Source organism: Micromonospora sp. HK10 (assembly GCF_000982955.1).
GTDB lineage: Bacteria > Actinomycetota > Actinomycetes > Mycobacteriales > Micromonosporaceae > Micromonospora.
The window spans coordinates 1-18,748 of the sequence record NZ_KQ058725.1 but is presented as its reverse complement, the minus strand read 5'-3'; the positions used below and the strand labels follow the sequence as shown (position 1 = coordinate 18,748).

At 72.4% G+C, this 18,748-nt stretch carries 16 protein-coding genes; 10 read left to right on the top strand and 6 right to left on the bottom strand.

Annotation, left to right across the window (positions count from 1 at the left end; translation table 11 throughout):
* The first annotated feature begins 113 nt into the window (after window positions 1–113).
* The 6 genes from LQ51_RS07445 to LQ51_RS31115 all read left to right on the top strand — a co-directional run bounded on the left by LQ51_RS07445 (window position 114) and on the right by LQ51_RS31115 (window position 8,085).
* Entirely contained in the window at window positions 114–1,112 is a 999-nt protein-coding gene (locus LQ51_RS07445; protein WP_046563944.1) for a LacI family DNA-binding transcriptional regulator, read from the top strand.
* 308 nt (window positions 1,113–1,420) lie between these two features.
* On the top strand, window positions 1,421–2,800 hold the full coding sequence (locus LQ51_RS07440; protein WP_046563943.1) for an ABC transporter substrate-binding protein: 1,380 nt from the start codon (window positions 1,421–1,423) through the stop codon (window positions 2,798–2,800).
* A 78-nt stretch (window positions 2,801–2,878) separates the two neighbouring features.
* Window positions 2,879–3,835 carry a carbohydrate ABC transporter permease gene (locus LQ51_RS07435; protein ID WP_046563942.1) on the top strand — a complete coding sequence of 319 codons (957 nt, stop codon included), beginning with the start codon at window positions 2,879–2,881 and terminating at the stop codon, window positions 3,833–3,835.
* 12 nt (window positions 3,836–3,847) lie between these two features.
* Window positions 3,848–4,735 (top strand): carbohydrate ABC transporter permease, encoded by an 888-nt coding sequence (locus LQ51_RS07430; protein ID WP_046563941.1) that lies wholly within the window; start codon window positions 3,848–3,850, stop codon window positions 4,733–4,735.
* 127 nt (window positions 4,736–4,862) lie between these two features.
* Window positions 4,863–6,488 (top strand): glycoside hydrolase family 13 protein, encoded by a 1,626-nt coding sequence (locus LQ51_RS07425; protein ID WP_046563955.1) that lies wholly within the window; start codon window positions 4,863–4,865, stop codon window positions 6,486–6,488.
* Window positions 6,489–6,693: 205 nt separating this feature from the next.
* The gene (locus tag LQ51_RS31115; protein WP_052744771.1) at window positions 6,694–8,085 is read left to right on the top strand and encodes a CBM96 family carbohydrate-binding protein; all 1,392 of its coding nucleotides are present in this window, start codon (window positions 6,694–6,696) and stop codon (window positions 8,083–8,085) included.
* A 91-nt stretch (window positions 8,086–8,176) separates the two neighbouring features.
* On the opposite strand, the gene LQ51_RS07415 is transcribed toward LQ51_RS31115, so the two are convergent.
* From LQ51_RS07415 to LQ51_RS07395, 5 genes are all read right to left on the bottom strand, one after another.
* Window positions 8,177–9,229, bottom strand: coding sequence for an SRPBCC family protein (locus LQ51_RS07415; RefSeq protein WP_046563940.1), 1,053 nt, complete (start codon window positions 9,227–9,229; stop codon window positions 8,177–8,179).
* Between the two features lie 37 nt (window positions 9,230–9,266).
* Window positions 9,267–10,595 (bottom strand): low temperature requirement protein A, encoded by a 1,329-nt coding sequence (locus tag LQ51_RS07410; RefSeq protein WP_046563939.1) that lies wholly within the window; start codon window positions 10,593–10,595, stop codon window positions 9,267–9,269.
* 93 nt (window positions 10,596–10,688) lie between these two features.
* Window positions 10,689–11,321, bottom strand: coding sequence for a GNAT family N-acetyltransferase (locus LQ51_RS07405; RefSeq protein ID WP_046563938.1), 633 nt, complete (start codon window positions 11,319–11,321; stop codon window positions 10,689–10,691).
* 28 nt (window positions 11,322–11,349) lie between these two features.
* Window positions 11,350–11,709 carry an MmcQ/YjbR family DNA-binding protein gene (locus tag LQ51_RS07400; RefSeq protein ID WP_046563937.1) on the bottom strand — a complete coding sequence of 120 codons (360 nt, stop codon included), beginning with the start codon at window positions 11,707–11,709 and terminating at the stop codon, window positions 11,350–11,352.
* A 151-nt stretch (window positions 11,710–11,860) separates the two neighbouring features.
* Complete coding sequence (locus tag LQ51_RS07395; protein WP_046563953.1) at window positions 11,861–12,448, bottom strand: TetR/AcrR family transcriptional regulator; 588 nt, start codon at window positions 12,446–12,448, stop codon at window positions 11,861–11,863.
* A gap of 103 nt (window positions 12,449–12,551) precedes the next feature.
* On the opposite strand from LQ51_RS07395, the gene LQ51_RS07390 reads away from it, so the two are divergent.
* The 3 genes from LQ51_RS07390 to LQ51_RS07380 all read left to right on the top strand — a co-directional run bounded on the left by LQ51_RS07390 (window position 12,552) and on the right by LQ51_RS07380 (window position 15,618).
* Window positions 12,552–13,007, top strand: a complete 456-nt coding sequence (locus LQ51_RS07390) for a MarR family winged helix-turn-helix transcriptional regulator (RefSeq protein WP_046563936.1) — start codon at window positions 12,552–12,554, stop codon at window positions 13,005–13,007.
* A complete protein-coding gene (locus tag LQ51_RS07385) occupies window positions 13,004–14,641 on the top strand; it encodes an MDR family MFS transporter (RefSeq protein ID WP_046563935.1) in 1,638 nt (545 codons plus the stop codon). Before LQ51_RS07390 ends, LQ51_RS07385 begins: the two co-directional genes overlap by 4 nt.
* Window positions 14,642–14,739: 98 nt before the next feature.
* Window positions 14,740–15,618: a phosphatase PAP2 family protein gene (locus tag LQ51_RS07380; RefSeq protein WP_046563934.1), complete on the top strand. Its 879-nt coding sequence runs from the start codon at window positions 14,740–14,742 to the stop codon at window positions 15,616–15,618.
* A 191-nt stretch (window positions 15,619–15,809) separates the two neighbouring features.
* On the opposite strand, the gene LQ51_RS07375 is transcribed toward LQ51_RS07380, so the two are convergent.
* Window positions 15,810–17,915, bottom strand: coding sequence for a cellulose binding domain-containing protein (locus LQ51_RS07375; RefSeq protein WP_046563933.1), 2,106 nt, complete (start codon window positions 17,913–17,915; stop codon window positions 15,810–15,812).
* Between the two features lie 290 nt (window positions 17,916–18,205).
* Between LQ51_RS07375 and LQ51_RS07370 the strand changes: the two genes are divergently transcribed.
* On the top strand, window positions 18,206–18,748 hold a 543-nt coding region (locus LQ51_RS07370; RefSeq protein ID WP_046563932.1), incomplete at its 3' end, for a lytic polysaccharide monooxygenase auxiliary activity family 9 protein.

Sequence of the window (18,748 nt, the reverse complement as noted above, 5' to 3'; positions counted from 1 at the left end):
CTGTCGCTCGATGGGTGGTCGCGGCGCCCGGTACCGGGCCGGTTGGCCCGGGCGCGGCCCGCCCGACCCCGTCGCTGTTCATTTCTTGCAAGGCCACGACGTACGATGCCGCGGTGACGAAACGGTTGACGGAGGTGGCCCGCAAGGCGGGCGTCAGCGAGGCGACCGTGAGCCGGGTGCTCAACGGCCGCGGCGGCGTGTCGGCGGCGACCCGGACGGCCGTGCTGACCGCGCTCGACGTGCTCGGCTACGAGCGCCCCACGAAGCTGCGGGGCGAGCGCGCCCGCCTGGTCGGCCTCGTCCTGCCCGAGCTGCAGAACCCGATCTTCCCGGCCCTCGCCGAGGTGGTCACCGGCTCGCTCGCCCAGCGCGGGTTCACCCCGGCGCTCTGCGCCCGCACGATCGGCGGGGTCTCCGAATCGGACTACGTGGAGATGCTCCTCGACCACCAGGTCTCCGGGGTGATCTTCGCGGGCGGGTCGTACGCGCTGGCTGACGCCGCGCACGAGCACTATCGCCGGCTGACCGACCGTGGCCTGCCCGTGGTCCTGGTCAACGCGGGCGTGGACGAACTGGGCTTCCCCCGGGTCTCCACCGACGACGCGGTGGCGGTGGAGCAGGCGTACGGGCACCTGCGCTCGCTCGGGCACGACCGGATCGGCATGGTGCTCGGCCCGGAGGGGCACGTGCCGTCCCGGCGCAAGCTGGACGCCATGGTGCGGGTTGCGGGCTGGGCCGACGGCCCGGAGTTCGTCGAGCGTTCCAGCTTCTCCATGGAGGGCGCCCGGGTGGCCGCCACCAAGCTGGTGGAGCGCGGCGTCACCGGCATCATCTGCGCCAGTGACGTGCTGGCCCTGGGCGCGATCCGGGCCGCCCGGCGGCTCGGGCGCGTGGTGCCGACCGACGTCTCCGTGGTGGGCTTCGACGACTCCGCCTTCATGACCTGCACCGACCCGCCGCTGACCACGGTGCGCCAGCCGATCGAGACGATGGGGCAGGCCGCGGTGGACCTGCTGGTCACCCAGATCGAAGGGGCCGGCGTGCTCCACGACGAGCTGCTCTTCGAACCCGAGCTGGTGGTGCGCGGCTCCACGGCGCCCGTGCCGCGCTGAACCCGTCCCCGGCCGCCGACCGCGAACCGCGGTCGGCGGCCGTTTTCGTGCCCGGCGACCGCCTGCCCTCCGATCGTCGAAGCGGGATCGGTCACTCTCTTCCGACTGCCGGTCGCATTCTTTCGCTACACGATCGAAACCTTGCGGAAGTCAGTTCGCATAGCTACGGTGACTCCACTCACACCTGCCCCGACGCTCCACCGGGGACAGGTCCGGCGGCGGATGCGGCTCGACCGGCATCCCCGCGGTGACGTTCACCGCAGATCAGCGAAGGCCGTGGATACACCCGTTCCCGAAGGGATGGACAGATGTCCGTACCGCAGTACCGGAAGGCTGCGGCGCTAGCGCTCGTGGCCGGCCTGGGGCTCAGCCTCGCGGCTTGCTCCACGAAGAGCGACGAACCGGCGAAGGACGCCAGCGGCAAGGTCACCATCACGGTCGACTGCCAGCCGGTCGGCGCCCAGAAGGAGCTGCTGAAGAACTGGAACGACGACGTCGCCGAGTTCCAGAAGCAGAACCCGAACATCGTCATCAAGAGCGTCAGCGTCGGCGAGCAGTGCAACAACCCGCCGGACTTCACCGCCCGCCTCGCCGGCGGCACCGTGACCGACGTGTTCTACGGGTACATGACCGATCTCCAGCAGGTGCTGGACTCCGGCCAGGCCATGGACATCACCGAGTACGCCACCAAGGACACCATCCCGACCTGGGACAGCGTCGACCCCGCGCTCAAGGAGGTCTTCACCGACGGCGGCAAGCTCTACGCCGTCCCGGTGAAGAACTACTCGATGGGCCTGGTCTACAACAAGGTCCTGTTCCAGCGGGCCGGCCTCGACGCGAACAACCCGCCCAAGACCTGGGCGGAGGTCCGGGACGCGGCCAAGAAGATCGCCGCCCTGGGCAACGGCATCGCCGGCTACTCCGAGTACAGCGCCGGCAACACCGGCGGGTGGCACTTCACCTCCCTGCTCTACTCTCAGGGCGGCCGGGTGCTCACCGAGGACGGCAAGAAGGCCGACTTCAACAACGCCATGGGCAAGCAGGTCCTGCAGAACCTCAAGGACATGCGGTACGGCGACAACAGCATGGGCAGCCGCCAGCTGCTCCAGTGGGGCGACCTGCTGACCAACGCCGGCGCGGGCAAGGTCGGCATGTTCATCGGCGCTCCGGACACCACCCAGGCGATCGTCAGCCAGTTCCAGGGCAAGTTCCAGGACTGGGCGATGGCGCCGCTGCCCGGCCAGGACGGCCCGGCAAAGGGGACGCTCGGTGGCGGCGAAGGCTACTTCTTCAAGAAGGGCCTCACCCCCGAGCAGGTCAAGGCCGGCCTGAAGTGGATCGCGTACCAGAAACTGACGCCCGGCAAGGGCCAGTTCGACTACGTGCGGGCCAAGCCGCAGAACTACCCGGTGGGCCTGCCCCAGCCGTTGCTGTTCGCCAACGGCAGCGACGCGCAGAAGCAGGAACTCGAGCTGCGGAAGGCGAACGCGAACGTCGACACCGCCAACTTCGCGATCTTCGAGGCGAACCCGGTGCCGATCAAGGGTGAGCCGCGCAACGCGCAGGCGATCTACGCGGTGCTCGACGCCGCGATGTCCGGGGTGCTGACGAACCCGAACGCGAACATCGACGCGCTGCTCAAGACGGCTGAGGACAAGGTCAACCAGGTGCTGTCCACGGCCAGCTGAGCCACGGGTGTGGGGGCCGGCGCCCCGGCCCCCACACCCCGCCCGTCCGTCCGGTCACCGACGTCCGCAGGAGAAGCCTTGGCGATCACCACCGTCCCGGGTACCACCAGGCAACCGGGTCGCTTTCCGACGCCGCACCCGCCCGGGTCCCGGCGTACGAGCCTGGGCCGCAAGGTGCGGGACAACCTCAGCGGGCACGCGTTCCTGATCGGGGCGGTCGCCTGCTTCGCCGTCTTCTCCTGGTACCCGATGATCCGCGGCGTCGTGATGAGCTTCCAGCGCACCCGCCGGGGCGAGACCACCTGGGTGGGCTGGGACAACTACGCCCGCATCGTCGCGGACCCCAGCTTCTGGACCGCCTGGAAGAACACCTTCTACTTCACGTTCCTCGCGCTGGTCCTCGGGTACGCGGTGCCGTTCTTCGTGGCGATCCTGCTCAACGAATTCCGCCACGCCAAGGGCTACCTGCGGATCCTGGTCTACCTGCCGGTGATGCTGCCGCCCGCCTCGGCGCTCTTCCTGTTCAAGTTCTACGCCTACGACCCGAGCGAGGCCGGCCTGTTCAACGCGGTCCTCGCGGCGCTGCACCTGCCCACCTCGGAATGGATGCAGTCACCCCGGATGACCATGCCGGCCATGGTGCTCGCGTCGACCTGGATGAACATGGGCAGCGCGGTGCTGATCTACCTGGCGGCGCTGCAGAACATCCCCGGCGACCTCTACGAGGCGGCCGAACTCGACGGCGCCGGCATCTGGCGGCGGATCCGGCACGTGACCATCCCGCAGACCCGGCTGATCCTCGCGTTGCTGGCCATGATGCAGATCGTCGCCACCATGCAGCTCTTCATCGAGCCGCTGATCCTCGCCAACGGCGCGGGCACCGGAGACTCGGCGACGTCGGTGGCGTACCTCATCTACCAGCACGGGTTCTTCCAGAACGACCTCAACGGCGCCGCGGCGCTCGGGGTGATCATGCTCGTCGTGCTGGCCGGCTTCTCCGCCGGCTACCTGCGGCTGACCGCGAAACAGGACTAGGACGGACGACCCATGGCCCAGGACTCCGCGACCCGTACCCTCATCTCCTCCGCCCAGCTCACCCGGGGACGCGGCCGGGTGATCTACTGGACGGTGCTCGCCGTCGTCGTGGTGGGGTTCACGCTCGTCTTCATCGGACCGCTCTACTGGATGGTCACCGGCGCGCTCAAGTCCGGCCAGGAGATCGCGCAGACGCCGCCGTCGCTGTTCCCGAAGGACCCGCAGCCACAGAACTACGTCGACGCGTGGCACAACCTGGACCTCGCCAAACTGCTGTTCAACACCTTCTACTACGCGACCGGGGCGGTGCTGTTCCAACTCGTCCTGGACACCGCGGCGGCGTACTCGCTGTCGAAGCTCCGGCCGATCTTCGGCAACGTGATCCTCGGCCTCATGCTGGCGACCCTCATGATCCCGGCGATGGTCCTCATCGTCCCGCAGTACGTGACGGTGATCGACCTGCCGATCCTGCACCTCAACCTGCTCGACTCGCCGTTCGCCATCTGGCTGCCCCTGGTGGCCAACGCGTTCAACATCTTCCTGCTGAAACGGTTCTTCGACTCGATCCCGGAGGACCTCATGGCGGCGGCCCTGGTGGACGGGGCCACCCCGCTGCGTACGCTCTGGTCGATCATCCTGCCGATGTCGCGCCCCATCCTCGGCGTGGTGTCGATCTTCGCGGTGACCGCGGTCTGGAAGGACTTCCTCTGGCCGAAGCTGGTCATGCCGTCGCCGGAGACCCGGACGGTCAGCGTCGGCATCTACGCCTTCGCCGGTGGCACCCCGATGAACGTGGTGATCGCCGCCTCGGTCATCGCCGCGATCCCGACCGTCGTCATCTTCCTGATCTTCCAGCGGAACATCATGTCCGGCCTCACCACCGGCGGCCTCAAGGGGTAGCCCGCCGGGGGCGGACCGGCACGCCCGACGGCCGGCAGCCGAACACCCCGGGCGAACGACGACGTTCGACCGGCACACCTCAGGTCCGGCGATCCCGCCGACGTACCGACGCAGAAAGCAGGTGCTCGTGTCCACAGCAGACAGCGTTCCGTGGTGGCGTGGAGCGGTGATCTACCAGGTGTACCCGCGCAGCTTCGCCGACGGCGACGGTGACGGCGTCGGCGACATCGCGGGCATCCGGTCCCGGCTGACCCACCTGTCCGCGCTCGGCGTCGACGCCGTCTGGTTCAGCCCCTGGTACCCGTCGCCGATGGCCGACGCCGGCTACGACGTGGCCGACTACCGCGACATCGACCCGGTCTTCGGCACCCTGGCCGAGGCGGAGGCGCTGATCGCGGAGGCGCACGCGCTCGGCATCCGGACGATCGTCGACGTGGTACCGAACCACTGCTCGCACCGGCACCCCTGGTTCCAGGCGGCGCTCGCCGGCGGGCCCGGCGCGCCCGAGCGGGAGCTGTTCTGGTTCCGCCCCGGCCGCGGCCCGGACGGCGACCAGCGGCCCACCGACTGGGTCGGCGAGTTCGGCGGCCCGACCTGGACCCGGACCGTCAACCCGGACGGCACCCCGGGCGACTGGTACCTGCACCTGTTCGCCCCCGAGCAGCCGGACTTCAACTGGGACCATCCCCGGGTGCGGGCCGAGTTCGAGGACATCCTGCGGTTCTGGTTCGACCGGGGCGTCGACGGCATCCGGATCGACTCGGCCGGGCTGCTGGTCAAGGACGGCACACTGCCCGAGACCCGGCCGGACCGGCCGCACCCGTTCCGGGACCTGGACGGGGTGCACGAGGTGTACCGCGCCTGGCGGCGGATCGCCGACGCCTACCCCGGCGACCGGGCGCTCATCGGCGAGGTGTGGCTGCCCGACCGGCAGCGGTTCGCCAACTACCTGCGCCCCGACGAGTTGCACACCGCCTTCAACTTCGACTTCCTCGGCTGTGCCTGGGACGCCGCGGCGCTGCGCGAGAGCATCGACGGGACGCTGACCGCGCACGCGCTGGTCGGCGCGCCCGCCACCTGGGTGCTGTCCAACCACGACGTCACCCGGCACGTCACCCGGTACGGCCGGGCCGACACCACGTTCAGCTTCGCGGCCAAACGCGAGGGCATCCCCACCGACCTGGAACTCGGTACCCGCCGGGCCCGGGCCGCCGCCCTGCTCTCCCTGGCCCTGCCCGGCGCCGCCTACCTCTACCAGGGCGAGGAGCTGGGGCTCTGGGAGGTCGAGGACATCCCCCACGAGCTGCGCCAGGACCCGATGTGGGAACGCTCCGGCCGGGTCGATCCCGGCCGGGACGGCTGCCGGGTGCCGCTGCCCTGGAGCGGTGACGCGCCGCCCTTCGCGTTCAGCCCGGACGGTGCCACGGCCACCCCGTGGCTGCCCCAACCCGCCGACTGGAAGGACCGCACGGCGCGGGCCCAGACCGGCGACCCGCACTCCATGCTGGAGCTCTACCGGGCAGCCATCGCGGTGCGCCGGCGCGAACCGGCCCTCGGCGACGGCACGCTGACCTGGCTGCCCGCCCCGGACCGGGTGCTCGCCTTCGCCCGCGACCCGGGCTTCACCTGCCTGGTGAACCTCTCCGGCGCCGGCGTGCCGCTGCCGCCGCACCACGAGTTGCTGCTGGCCAGCGCGCCACTGGACGACGACCGGTTGCCGCCGGACACCGCCGTCTGGCTACGGACCGGTTGATCCGCCGGGTGCCGGCGGCCCGGTCCCGGCCGCCGGCACCCCCCAGGGGCAACCACACGCGGGGATCTGGCCAGCTGGCGGACGGCGGCACCGGCACCACCGTCGCACCACCGCGCGCCGCCGACCGGACGGGGCAGACAGCGGTCGATGTGATCACCATAATCGGATCGCTCTGATCTTCCGAACCGACGAACGGGGACATGAAGTGCTGCGCAGCTCAAGAAGACGGACGGCCGCGGCCGGTCTGGCGGCGATCGCCGCGGTCAGCGTGCTCGGGCCCGCCGGCACCCCGGCCCGGGCCACTCCGGCCGGAACCGGCGCGGCCGCCGTGGCCAGCACCCGGGTGACCGTGCCCGCCTCGCTGGACACCTACGTGGTGGCGGAGGCGCCGACGAACAGCTACGGCACGGCGACCAAGCTGACCTCGGCGAACTGGACGACATGGCACAGCGAGAGCTACGTGCGGTTCCAGGTGCCCACCGACAGCCGGCCCATCGTGGGAGCCTGGGTCGAGTTCACCTCGAACAAGTCCGACCAGCAGCCCACCCGCCTCGAACTGCGGGCTCTCACCGGGACCTGGAGCGAAACCACCACGTACGCCACCCGGCCCACCGTGGGCGCCACGGTCGCGAGCGCGACCCTGCCCGGCTCCGGTGTCGGCACGTACTCGTTCAGCGTGGGAACCACGGTCCGGGCCCCGGGGACCGTCAACTTCGCGTTGGTGAACCCGACCGCCGAGTCGGTCGCCTCCGTGCAGTCCCGCGAGCAGGGGACCGGCCCCCGCCTGGTGATCGACTACAGCTGGTCGACGAGCACGCTCTGCGGCGCGTCGTTCAACAGCGAGACCGCCGGCGAGACCTACCAGCAGGCGTTGGCCCGGATCGACGGCTACTACAACGGCCTGGAGTCGGTGCGCGTGTTCTACCGCGATCTGCCGCAGGCCTGGCCGGGGAAGCTCAACGTCGGTGGCCGGCCGATGATCGTGTCGTTCAAGGCGGCGCCGGCCGAGGTGAACTCCGGTAAGCACGACGCCTACCTGCGGGAGTGGTTCCGCACCGCGCCGACCAACCAGGACATCTACTGGACCTACTATCACGAGCCGGAGAACGACAACTTCGCGCCGGACGCGTTCGTGGCGGCGTTCCGGCGCGTCTCCGGCCTCGCCGCCGCGGCCGGCAACCCCCGGCTGCGGGCCACCCTCATCCTGATGGGCTGGACCCTGGAGTCCGGCTCGCACCGCGACTGGACGGACTGGTACCCGGGCCGCCAGTACGTGGACGTGCTCGGCTGGGACGTCTACAACGAGGGGTGGAAGAACGGCACCTACAACGCGCCGGCGAACATGTTCGCCAAGGTCATCGCGGTCAGCCGTCAGGAGGGTCTGCCGTTCGGCATCGCCGAGACCGGCAGCCCGCTGGTCGCCGGCGACCCGGGCAGCGCCCGCGCGGCCTGGCTGCGCGCGCTCTCCAGCCACCTGACCGCCGAGGGCGCCCTGTTCGTCGACTACTTCGACCTGGACTGGCGCGAGGAGGCCGGCATCGACTACCGGCTCCGGGACTCCGCGAGCATGACGGCGTGGCGGGAGTTCTGCGGCTGAGCGAACCCACGACCAGGTGGGCCGGCGCAGACCGGCGCGGGTCCACCTGGTCCGGCTCGGCGCCGGCGCCCCAGCCGGCTGACCGGTGCGGTCACCGGCCGGTGCAGGGCGTGCCGCCGACGGCGCAACCGTCCGGGGCCGAATGGAGCGGATCCGGGTCCCGGACGTCGAAGCGGACCGTCGCCGACGACCCGGCCGGCAGCGCCGCCCCCACGAAGGTGACCACCCGACCGTCCTGGCTGAACTCGGCCCCGCTGACGTTGCCGAGGGTGGCGCCGTCGCCGAGCGTGACGGTGACCGTCCATCCCGGGCTCGCCGCCTTTCCGATGTTGTCCACCTTGACCTCACCCCGGTAGCCGAAGATGCGGTCGGTCACGGTCCGGTAGCCGGCGGTCAACGTGGCCGTCGGCGTCGGGCGTAGACTCGCCGTCCGGCTCGGCCGGGCGCTCGACGTCGATCCGGTCGCCGTGCTGCCGCGGACGGCGGGCGCGGCGGTGCGGGACAACCGGGGAGCGGCCGGCTGGCTGCGGGCGCTCGGCATGACCAGCGGGGTCGCCGCGGGCGGCGGCTGCGGCGCGTCGGGCGTCGGACGGGTCGCCCAGAGCGCGGCCCCGGCGGCCAGCGCCAGGCCGGCCACCCCGGCGGTGATCAACGCCCACCGGCGGCCGGCCCGCCGGTCGGGCCGGACCACCGGCAGCTCCGCGGTCAGCGCCCCTTCCGCGCGGCGCAGGTCCACCTGCTGGAAGGCCAGCCAGTCGAGGATCGCCGGCAGCCGCACCCCCAGTGCCTGCTGGTGCTGCTCCTCGCGGCGGGTGCGCTGCGCCTCGTCCCAGTCACCCTGCTCCAGGGTCTCCCGCACGGCCAGCCGGCAGCCGTGCGCGGTCGGCGCGACGGTGGCGGTGAGCAGGAGGAGCTGGTCGCCCTCCCGGGCGGAGAGCACCAGCCGCTCCGGCGCCCGCATCTCCCGCACCTCGACGGCGAGGTCGGCGTCGAAGCCGGGCAGTCCGGCGGTGCGCAGCACGAGCCGGTCCGACCCCGGCACGACCTCGGCGAACCACTTGGCGACCAGCGCCCGGTCGGTGAGCGCCCGCCAGGCCCGGTCGACGGGGTGGAACAGCTCGACCTCGCTGTCGATCTCGATCACGCGGAGACTCTACGTCCCACCGGCCGGGACCGGAACGTCACTCCACCGGGGGTTCGGCGCCGCCGTCGTGCCAGCGGGCCCGCCAGGCCGCCTCGCTCGCCTCGTGGCTCGCCCGCTCCTCGAAGACGGTCTGCCGCAGCGCGTGGCGGGAGTCGGCCAGCACCACCACCTCGACCGCGACCAGCGCCACGCAGATCGCGCTGAGCAGCGTCAACGCCAACAGCGCGGACAGTTCCCGGGCGATCGGAAGCCCGACCGCCAGGACCACCAGCACCCCGACCCGGGTCCACGTCATGGTGCGCAGGGTGCGCCACTGGAACGCCAGGTCCGCGGCCAGGTACAGCATCACCCCGCCGAAGAGCAGCGGTACGGCCGGCCCGTGCCCATGCTCGCCCACCCCGCCGGCCGGGTCGGTGATGGTCCGGACGAGTTCCTCGGCGCCGATGGCGAAGAGGATGATCCCGGCGATCATCGGCAGGTAGAGGTAGGCGTACGCGTCGCGGGCCATCGCGATGCGGGGCGCGCCCTGGGCGGCGTGCAGGGCGATCCGGGCGGCCGGTCCGATCATGTCGAAGTGCGCCCACCAGAGCGCCGCGGTGAACAGGATGCCGAGCAGGGCCGCCGGAATGGCCGGCCAGGTCACCGGTTTGCCGATCAGGTTGCCGCCCACGCCCACGGAGATGACCGACTCGCCCAGGGCGATGATGAGGATCAGGTCGTAGCGTTCCGTCCAGTGCTCGGCCGAGGTGACCTCCCAACCGTGGCTGCCGGTCAGCAGGCCGCTGCTGTACTGGACCACCACCACGGCGATCCAGAGGCCGTCGCGTACCCAGAGGCCGGCGTTCGGGTTCTCGATGGTCGGGGGGACCAGCGCGGCGATCAGCAGCAGGGTCGTGGTGATCGCGACCTCGGGGACGAACTGGTACAGCTTGCGGCGGGCCTGCGGCTTGCCCTCGGTGGCCCGCCAGTACAGCGCCGAGTGCACCCCCCGGATCACCACGTAGCTGATCGTGACCAGGATCGGGCCGGCGGCGCCCTCGTGCAGACCGCCGAAGGTCTGCGGCAGGGCCAGCGCGAAGGTGAACAGCGCCATCATGCCGACCACCATCAGCACCGGTACGAAACCCTCGCCGAGACGCAGCCGGCTGGCGACCACGCTGTGCGCGATCCAGCACCACCAGAGCACGGCGAGCACCAGCATCGCGTGCAGCAGTTCCCGGCCGGTCACGTTGGCGGCGGTGGCCCGGGTGATGATGAAGAAGGACACCACGAAGACGAGGTCGAAGAAGACCTCGAACTTGTCCACCCGCGCGGCCGGCGCGATCTGAACGGCCGGGCCGAGCTTCCCGCGCCGCTCGCCGCCCACCGCCCGAGTCTGTCAGCGCCGGCCCGGCGGCGGGGCGGATTCGATGGCCCTCGGCACCGCCGGGCGAGGGCCGACCGGCCGTCGCGCCGCAGCTCAGCCGGTGGCGCGGCCCAGGTAGGTCAGCGGGCCGGGGTCGGGCACCGGGATGACGTGGAAGCCCAGGGCGGCATAGAAACGGCGGGCCGCCGCGTTGGCGGTGACCATGCCGACGTGCAGGGCGGGCGCGCCGGCCCGGGCGGTGGCGGACGCGAACGTCTCCAGCAGCCGCCGGCCGTGGCCGCGCCGCTGGTGCTCGGGGAGCAGGTCGATGTGCAAATGGGCCGGGTATCCGGCCAGCTCCGGCAGGAGCAGCCGCTCCGGGTGGTGGTGCAGGGCGATCATCTCCTCGTCCGGGGTCCGCGGGGGGCGGGTCGCCTCGGGGTAGCGGTCTGCCAGCCGGGGGATCCACTCGCGGCGGTAGGCGCGGACGAAGGCCGAGGTGTCGGCGGTGCCCACCACGTACCCCACCACCCGGTCGGCGTCGGTGAGCACGAACGCCAGGTCGGGTTGCAGGTGCAGGTAGGGGCCGGCGAAGAGGTCGGGCATCAGGTCGTCGCTGGCGTACCGGCCCCGGGCGTCTCCGCCGGCGTCGGCGGTGCGGACGCAGATGTCGTAGACCGCGTCGTGGTCTGTGGGCCGGTAGCGGCGGATGGCCGCCGTGGCCGGCGGCGGGGTGGTGCTGCTCATGCCCGGACGGTACGGCGTGAGACCGCTCTCACCGAAGCCCCGGGCGGCCGTCGCCCAGCCGCTCCCGGGCGAGGAACTTGGGCACCACCATCCGCCACGCCTCGGTCACCAGCTCGGTCATCTGCTCCCGGTCGAGCCGGTCGAGGTGACAGCAGACCCAGTGGAAACGCAGGTCGGACGGGCGGGGCAGGAAGAACAGGTCGGGTTCGGCGGCGACCAGGGCGTCCCGCTGCTCCTTCGGGTAGCCGAAGCCCATGCTCCGCTCGTCGCGGGAGAACGCGACGTAGACGATCCGCCCGACCCGGAACTTGATCCGGTCGTGGATGACGTGCTCGGTGGTGCGGGGGAGCGTCCGGGCGAGGGCGCGGACGTCGTCGACGGTGACCACCGGCCGACGGTAGCGGTCCCCTCCGACAGCCCGCGGTGGCGCCGGCGTCCGCCGGCCGGCGGTAGCGGTCCCCTCCGACAGCCCGCGGTGGCGCCGGCGTCCGCCGGCCGGCGGTGGCGGTCCCCTCCGACAGCCCGCGGTGGCGCCGGCGTCAGCCGGCCGGCGGGGCGGCGGCGAGCGCCGCCCGGATGGTGTCGACCAGCGGCTGGTCGGGGTGCTCGATCCAGTGCTGGATGCCGACCCGCAGGGTGGCCAGGAAGGTGGCGGCCAGGATCCGGGAGCGCAGCCCGCTGTCCGGGCCGCCGAGCCGGCGGGCGATCTCGCCGGAGAGCTCCCGCTCGATCGCCGTGTACGCGACGACCTGGTGCGCGAGGAGGCCCGGGTGGCCGTGCACCTCGCGGCGGCGGGTGAGCCAGGTCCGGGCCGGGTCGTCGTACACGTCGGCGGCGAGGTGCAGGGCCGCCGCGCTGAGCGCGGTCCACGGCGGCTCGTCGGCCGGGCGCTCGTGCAGCACGTCGAGCATCTGGCGCAGCCGGGCGGTGTCGCCGTGGAAGAGCGCCTCTTCCTTGCTGGAGAAGTAGTTGGAGAAGGTGCGCCGGGAGACGTTGGCGGCATCGGCGATGGCTTCGACCGTGATCCGCTCGAGGCCCTGTTCGGCGGCGAGGCGCAGGGCGGCCTCGTGCAGCGCGAGGCGGGTGGCCGCCTTCTTGCGCTCCCGGAGCCCGGTCGTCTCCCGCATGGCGGCCAGCATACGTGATCCGTTTCTCATTCGGCAAAGTTGCGCACTGAGCAAGATTCGTCGATTATTGCTTGAGGCAACCAACGCTGGCCGGAGGAGGACCGTGCGCACCGCCACCCGCGAACTCGGCACGCGGCTTCAGGAACTGCTGACCGGCGTCCGGCTGCTCAAGCAGCGCCGCGCCCACCACCAGCCGGCCGTCCCACCCGGGCTGGTCGGGCTGCTGCGGCAGATCGACGGCTGCCAGGCCCGCGACCTGGCCGAGCGGAGCCGGCTCGATCCGTCCACCGTCAGCCGGGCCGTCGCCACCCTGGTGGCCGACGGCCTGGTCGAGCGGACGGCCGACCCCGACGACCGGCGGGCCAGCCGGCTCACGCTGACCGAGGCGGGCCGGACCGCCCTAGCCGACACCGAGGACTGGTACGGCCGGGTGCTCGCCGGGGCGCTCGCCGACTGGACTCCCGACGAGGTGACGGCGTTCTCCGTCGCGCTCGGTCGATTCACCCGCGACCTCGAGGTCGCCCTCGCACACCACGACAACCTGGAGGACGCGCGATGAGCGCACCCACCGTAACGGCTGAAGCCGAGCCCATGAGCCACCGGCGGACGCTGGAGGCACTCAGCGGCCTGCTGCTGGTGCTCTTCGTCGCGATGCTCAGCAGCACGGTGGTCTCGACCGCCCTGCCGAAGATCATCGGGGCGCTGAACGGGTCCCAGACCCAGTACACCTGGGTGGTCACCGCCACCCTGCTCACGGCCACCGCGACCACCCCGATCTGGGGCAAGCTGGCGGACCTGTTCAACAAGAAGCTGCTGATCCAGATCGCCATCGTGGTCTTCCTGGCCGGCTCGGTGGTGGCCGGCTTCGCGCAGAGCGCCGGCCAGCTGATCGGCGCCCGCGCCTTCCAGGGCGTCGGTGTCGGCGGCCTGCAGGCGCTCGTCCAGGTCGCCATCGCGGCCATGATCCCGCCGCGGGAGCGCGGTCGCTACAACGGCTACCTCGGCGGCGTGATGGCGCTGGCCACCGTCGGCGGCCCGCTGCTCGGCGGCCTCATCGTCGACACCTCGTGGCTCGGCTGGCGCTGGTGCTTCTTCGTCGGCGTGCCGGTAGCGGCGGTCGCGCTGATCCTGTTGCAGATCACGCTGAACCTGCCGACCGTCCGGCGGGAGAACGTCAAGATCGACTACCTGGGCGCCGGCCTCATCGCGGCCGGGGTCAGCCTGCTGCTGATCTGGATCTCCTTCGTCGACGACTCGTTCGCCTGGCTGTCCTGGCAGACCGGCGCGATGGTCGGTGGCTCCGTGCTGCTGCTCGCCCTGGCGGTGTGGGTCGAGTCCCGGGCGGCCGAGCCGGTCGTGCCGCTGGCCATCGTCCGGGAGCGGACCACCGCCCTGGCCATCCTCGGCAGCCTCGCGGTCGGCATGGCCATGTTCGGCGGCGCGGTCTTCCTCGGCCAGTACTTCCAGATCGGCCGCGGCTACAGCCCGACCGAGGCCGGCCTGCTGACCATCCCGATGATGGCCGGCGTGCTGATCTCCTCGATCGTCGCCGGCCGGCTGATCACCGCCACCGGCCGGATCAAGCCGTACATCGTCGCCGGCTCGATCATCCTGGTCGCCGGGTTCGCCCTGCTCGGCACGGTCGACCACGAGACGTCGCTGGTGCTGGTCGGCGCCGCCATGTTCATCGTCGGGGTCGGCGTCGGCATGACCATGCAGAACCTCGTGCTCGCGGTGCAGAACACCGTCGCGCTCCGGGACATCGGCGCGGCCAGCTCGACCGTCGCCTTCTTCCGCTCGCTCGGCGGCACCATCGGGGTGTCCGTGCTCGGCGCCGTCCTGGCTCGCCGGGTGACCGACCGGATCACCCACGACCTGGCCGCCGCCGGCATCCCCACCTCCGGCGGGGGCGGCAGCAGCACGCTGAACCTGGGCGCCCTGCCGGCCCCCGTACAGGAGATTGTGCGGGCCGCGTACGGTGACGCCACCGGGCACATCTTCCTCATCTCGGCGGCCATCGCGGTGGTCGGCATCATCGCCGCGCTGTTGCTCAAGCCGGTGATGCTCCGGTCCAGCCTGGACCTGCCGGACACCAGCCGGTCGGTCGCGGTGGCGGCCGACGCGGTGGACGGTGCGCCCGCCTTCGACGAGGTCGCCATCGACCCCGGCACGAAGGATCCGGTACGCCGCTGACGCCGCACCCCCGGGCCAGGGCCGTCGCCGACATCGGCGCCGGCCCTGGCCCGTGCCAGAGAGGCCGGACCCCCGGCCGCGACCCGAATCGAGGAACTGTGGACACCACGGAGGCGGCGTCCCCCCGGCCGGCCCCGGCCGACCAGGGCCGGGCCGCGGCGGTGCACCGGGCCCTGCGCGAACTGGCGCTCGTGGCCGCGCTGTTCCTCGCGTACAAGGCGGGCCGGGTCCTCGCCGACGGCCGGGCGGCGACCGCGCTGGCCAACGGCGAGCGGGTCTGGGGACTGGAACGGCTGCTGCACCTGCCCGGCGAGGCGCTGCTGCAGGACCCGCTCCTCGCCCACGTGCTGCTGGTCAAGCTGGCCAACTGCTACTACGCGTACGTGCACTTCCCGGCCACCGCGCTCTGCCTGGTGTGGCTCTACCTCCGCCAGCCGGCGCACTACCGGTGGATCCGGCGCGCCCTCGTCGCGCTCACCGGGGCGGCGCTCGTGCTGCACATGCTGTTCCCGCTCGCCCCACCCCGGATGACCGCGCTGACCGGCCTGGTCGACACCGGTCGCCGGTACGGTCCGGCCGTCTACGGGGCACCCGACGCGGACACCCTCAGCAACCAGTACGCGGCGATGCCCTCGCTGCACGTCGGCTGGGCGCTGGCCGTCGCGGTCGCGCTCGTCGCCGTCACCGCCGGCCGGCTGCGCTGGCTCTGGCTCGCGCACCCGCTGCTCACCCTGCTCGTGGTGGTCGGCACGGGCAACCACTACTGGCTCGACGGCATCGTGGCCGCCGCCCTGCTCGGGCTGATCCTGATCGTGCTGCCCCGGCCCCGGCCGGTGCGCCGCCCGACGGCCGTGCCGGTGCCGGTCGTCCGGCTCCGGCCGCACCTGGTCGAGCCGCCGCGCCCCGGGATGCGCCGGCCCCCGCGACCCCGCCGCCCACCGAGCCGGGCCGGCACGGTGGGCGACGGTCGACGCTAGGCCTCAGCCGGGCCCGGTCCGACCGGTGCCACGCCGGTCCGACCGGCGCGAACCCGGTCCGACCGGTGCCACCCGGGCCCGGCCGGCGCCACCCCGGCCCGACCGGCGCGAACCCGGTCCGAGCGGGGTGGGGCCACGGTGCCGCGGCCCCACGCCGCCGGGTCGCGTCGCGGGGCCGGGGACCGGGCCGCTCAGCGCGTGGTGCAGAGCGTGCCGTTCAGGCGGAACGCGGTGGGCAGCACGTTCGGCCCGCTGTACGCCCCGACGAAGCCGGTGCTCGTGGCGCCGCCACCGGCAGCGAGCCGGCGGTTGTCGTCGGTGCTGGTGACCTTCACCGCGGTGCCGGTCTGCGACCAGGTCCCGCTCCAGCCGCTGCTCACCTGCTGCCAGGGGGTCGGCCAGGTCCAGCTGAGCGTCCAGCCGTCGATCGGGCTCGGCCCGGTGTTGACCACGTCCACGGTGCCGACGTAGCCGTTGCCCCAGTCGGTACCCAGGGTGAAGCGCACCGCGCAGGCGCTCTCCGCCGGGGTGCCGGTGACGAAGGTCAGCGGCGGCGAGGACCAGGACACGTTGCCGGCGGTGTCCCGGGCCAGCACGTTCACCGTGTACCGGCGGCCGGCCTCCAGGTTGCCGACGGTGAGCGTGGTGCCGGCGGTCTCGCCGAGCTGCTCGCTGATCGCCCCCTGCTGCCGGTACACCTCGTACTTGGCGATGGCCGCGCCGCCCGGCGTGCGGGCCGCGGCCGGCCAGGAGAGGGTGGCGGTCCGATCGGTGACCGCGCCGGCGGTGGGCTGCCCCGGGGCGCCGGGCGCGACCCGGGTCGGGCCGGCCGGGTGCAGCACCAGGGTGGTCAGCGAGTACGGCGGCAGGGTGCGGCTGGTGGCGCTGCCGGACTGCCCGCTGGCGATGCCGGTGGCGCCGTTGGCGAGGGTGTGCACGGTCGGCGCCGCGCCCGACGGGGTGAAGCCCGCGTAGTCGATGGTGACCGGGTGGGCGTTCTCCGGGTCCTTGTTCAACAGGAGCACGGCGAGGACACCGTCGGCCCGGCGGACCGCGTGCGCGCTGACCAGCGGCTGGTCGGTGCCGGCGCGGACGAACTGGTCACCGGGGCGGGTGAAGAGGTTCATCATGGCCAGCCCGTGGTACGGCGCGAACGGCGTGTTCAGTGGCGGTTCGCAGACCGTGCCGTCGGCGGTGCAGCCGCCGCTGGACAGCAGCCCGAAGTCGCCGTAGTCGGTCTGCCCGGCCACCTCGGAGACGGTGCCGATGCCGTTGTGCACGTTCCACCACTGGACCGTGAAGGCGCCGTTCTCCAGCAGTCCGCTGTACGCGTCGGCGAGGAACAGCGCGCCGGGCTGGGTGTTCTGGCCGGCGCCGACGTTGAGCTCGGTGAAGCTGATGCCGATCCGCCCGGCGTTCGGGCCGGCGTACCGGGCGATCTGCTGGCGCAGCAGCCAGCTGGCGTCGGGGATGTGCGCGGTCCGGGCCAGCGAGTCGGCCGCGCTGCCGCCCGGGTACCAGTGCACGTCGACAAAGTCGATCTTCGGGCCGGCCAGGGTGAGGACGGTCTGGTTCCAGGGCCCGGGGTCGGCGCCGGCGGTCAGCCCGTCCGGCCAGTTCGCCGGCATGGTCAGCACCGCGCCGACCTTGATGCTCGGGTCGACGGCCTTCATCGCGTCGGCGTACTCGACGACCAGCCGCGCGTACTGGGTGGCGCTCTTGTCGGGGTGGTCGTCGGCCTCCCAGGCGGAGCCGTAGTGGCCGTTGCCGTAGTTCTCGTTGCCGATGGTCCAGTACTTCGCGCCGTAGCCCTTGGTCACGTTGGCGTACCGGACCCAGTCGGCGGCCTCGGCCGGAGTGCCGGTGCCGTAGTTGGCGATGATCATGGGCTGGGCGCCGACCCGGCGGGCCCCGGCCATGAAGGTGTCGAAGTCGGTCCCCGGGGCCACGTAGCCGCCGGGCGCGCTGTGGTCGCGCCAGTGGTAGATGTCGGCGTACGAGCCGCCGGGGTAGCGCAGCATCCGCACGCCGGCGGCGCGGAGCAGGTCGGAGGTCTGGGTGGTGCCGAGGTTGGCGTCCCAGATGGCGTGGTTGACTCCGAGCGCGGTGTCCGGCACCCGGGCCAGGCCGGCCCGCGCGTTGACGGTGACGGCGACCGGGGCTTCGTCCGCGGCCACGGCCGGGGCGTCGATGCCGGTGAGTGTGCCGGCGGTGAGCAGGAGGCCGGCGGCGAGCGCGGTCCAGCGGCGCCGGCCGGACGCCCGGGTGGGGGAGCCGGGCGTGGTGCGGTTGGTCATGGGGGTCCTTCGATGGGCTGGGCGGGTCCGGCCGCGCCGCGGCGGACCCTGGACGTGGTGCTGCCGGTGATGTGTCGCCGCCCCCCGGGGCCCTGCCGGGCTCCGGTTGCCCATCGGACGACGCTCTGCCCCGCGCGTGGCAGACCATCGGCCACCAAGAATTCCACAGCGGTCCGAGCCGCTCAAGGCACGACGGGCCGGCCGGAATCTATAGACAAGGGTCTTTACTGTTAACAAAGTTTAATTTATCTTCATGGGTACCTTCCCCACCCACGAAGGAGTTGCCCGCCATGCGTCGAAGAGTCACCCTTCCGCTGCTAACCACCGGCGTCCTCGGCGCCAGCCTGGCCGTCGCGGCGCCCGCCCAGGCCCACGGCTACGTCTCCTCGCCGCCCAGCCGGCAGGCGCTCTGCGCCCAGAACCGGGTCCCCGACTGCGGCCAGATCAAGTACGAGCCGCAGAGCGTCGAGGGCCCGAAGGGCCTGCGCAGCTGCCACGCCGGGATCGCCCAGTTCGCCGTGCTCAACGACGACAGCCGCAACTGGCCGGCCACCACCGTCGGCACCTCGGTGACCTTCACCTGGGTCAACACCGCCCGGCACGCCACGGCCAACTGGGAGTACTGGATCGGCGGCACCCGGGTGGCCGTGGTCGCCGGCGGCGGCCAGCAGCCCGGAGCCACCGTGTCGCACACCGTCAACCTGAGCGGCTTCTCCGGCCGGCAGAAGCTGCTGGCCATCTGGAACATCGCGGACACCGCCAACGCCTTCTACTCCTGCGTCGACCTGCAGATCGGCTCCGGCGGCGGCACGCCCACCCCCACCCCCACCCCC

What these genes read in the sequence shown, in the direction of transcription:
- LQ51_RS07440 (WP_046563943.1), top strand. Translation starts at nt 1,421, where the DNA reads ATGTCCGTACCGCAGTACCGGAAGGCTGCGGCGCTAGCGCTCGTGGCC.
- LQ51_RS07395 (WP_046563953.1), bottom strand. Translation starts at nt 12,448, where the DNA reads ATGCGGGAGACGACCGGGCTCCGGGAGCGCAAGAAGGCGGCCACCCGC.
- LQ51_RS07375 (WP_046563933.1), bottom strand. Translation starts at nt 17,915, where the DNA reads ATGACCAACCGCACCACGCCCGGCTCCCCCACCCGGGCGTCCGGCCGG.
- LQ51_RS07385 (WP_046563935.1), top strand. Translation starts at nt 13,004, where the DNA reads ATGAGCGCACCCACCGTAACGGCTGAAGCCGAGCCCATGAGCCACCGG.
- LQ51_RS07430 (WP_046563941.1), top strand. Translation starts at nt 3,848, where the DNA reads ATGGCCCAGGACTCCGCGACCCGTACCCTCATCTCCTCCGCCCAGCTC.
- LQ51_RS07405 (WP_046563938.1), bottom strand. Translation starts at nt 11,321, where the DNA reads ATGAGCAGCACCACCCCGCCGCCGGCCACGGCGGCCATCCGCCGCTAC.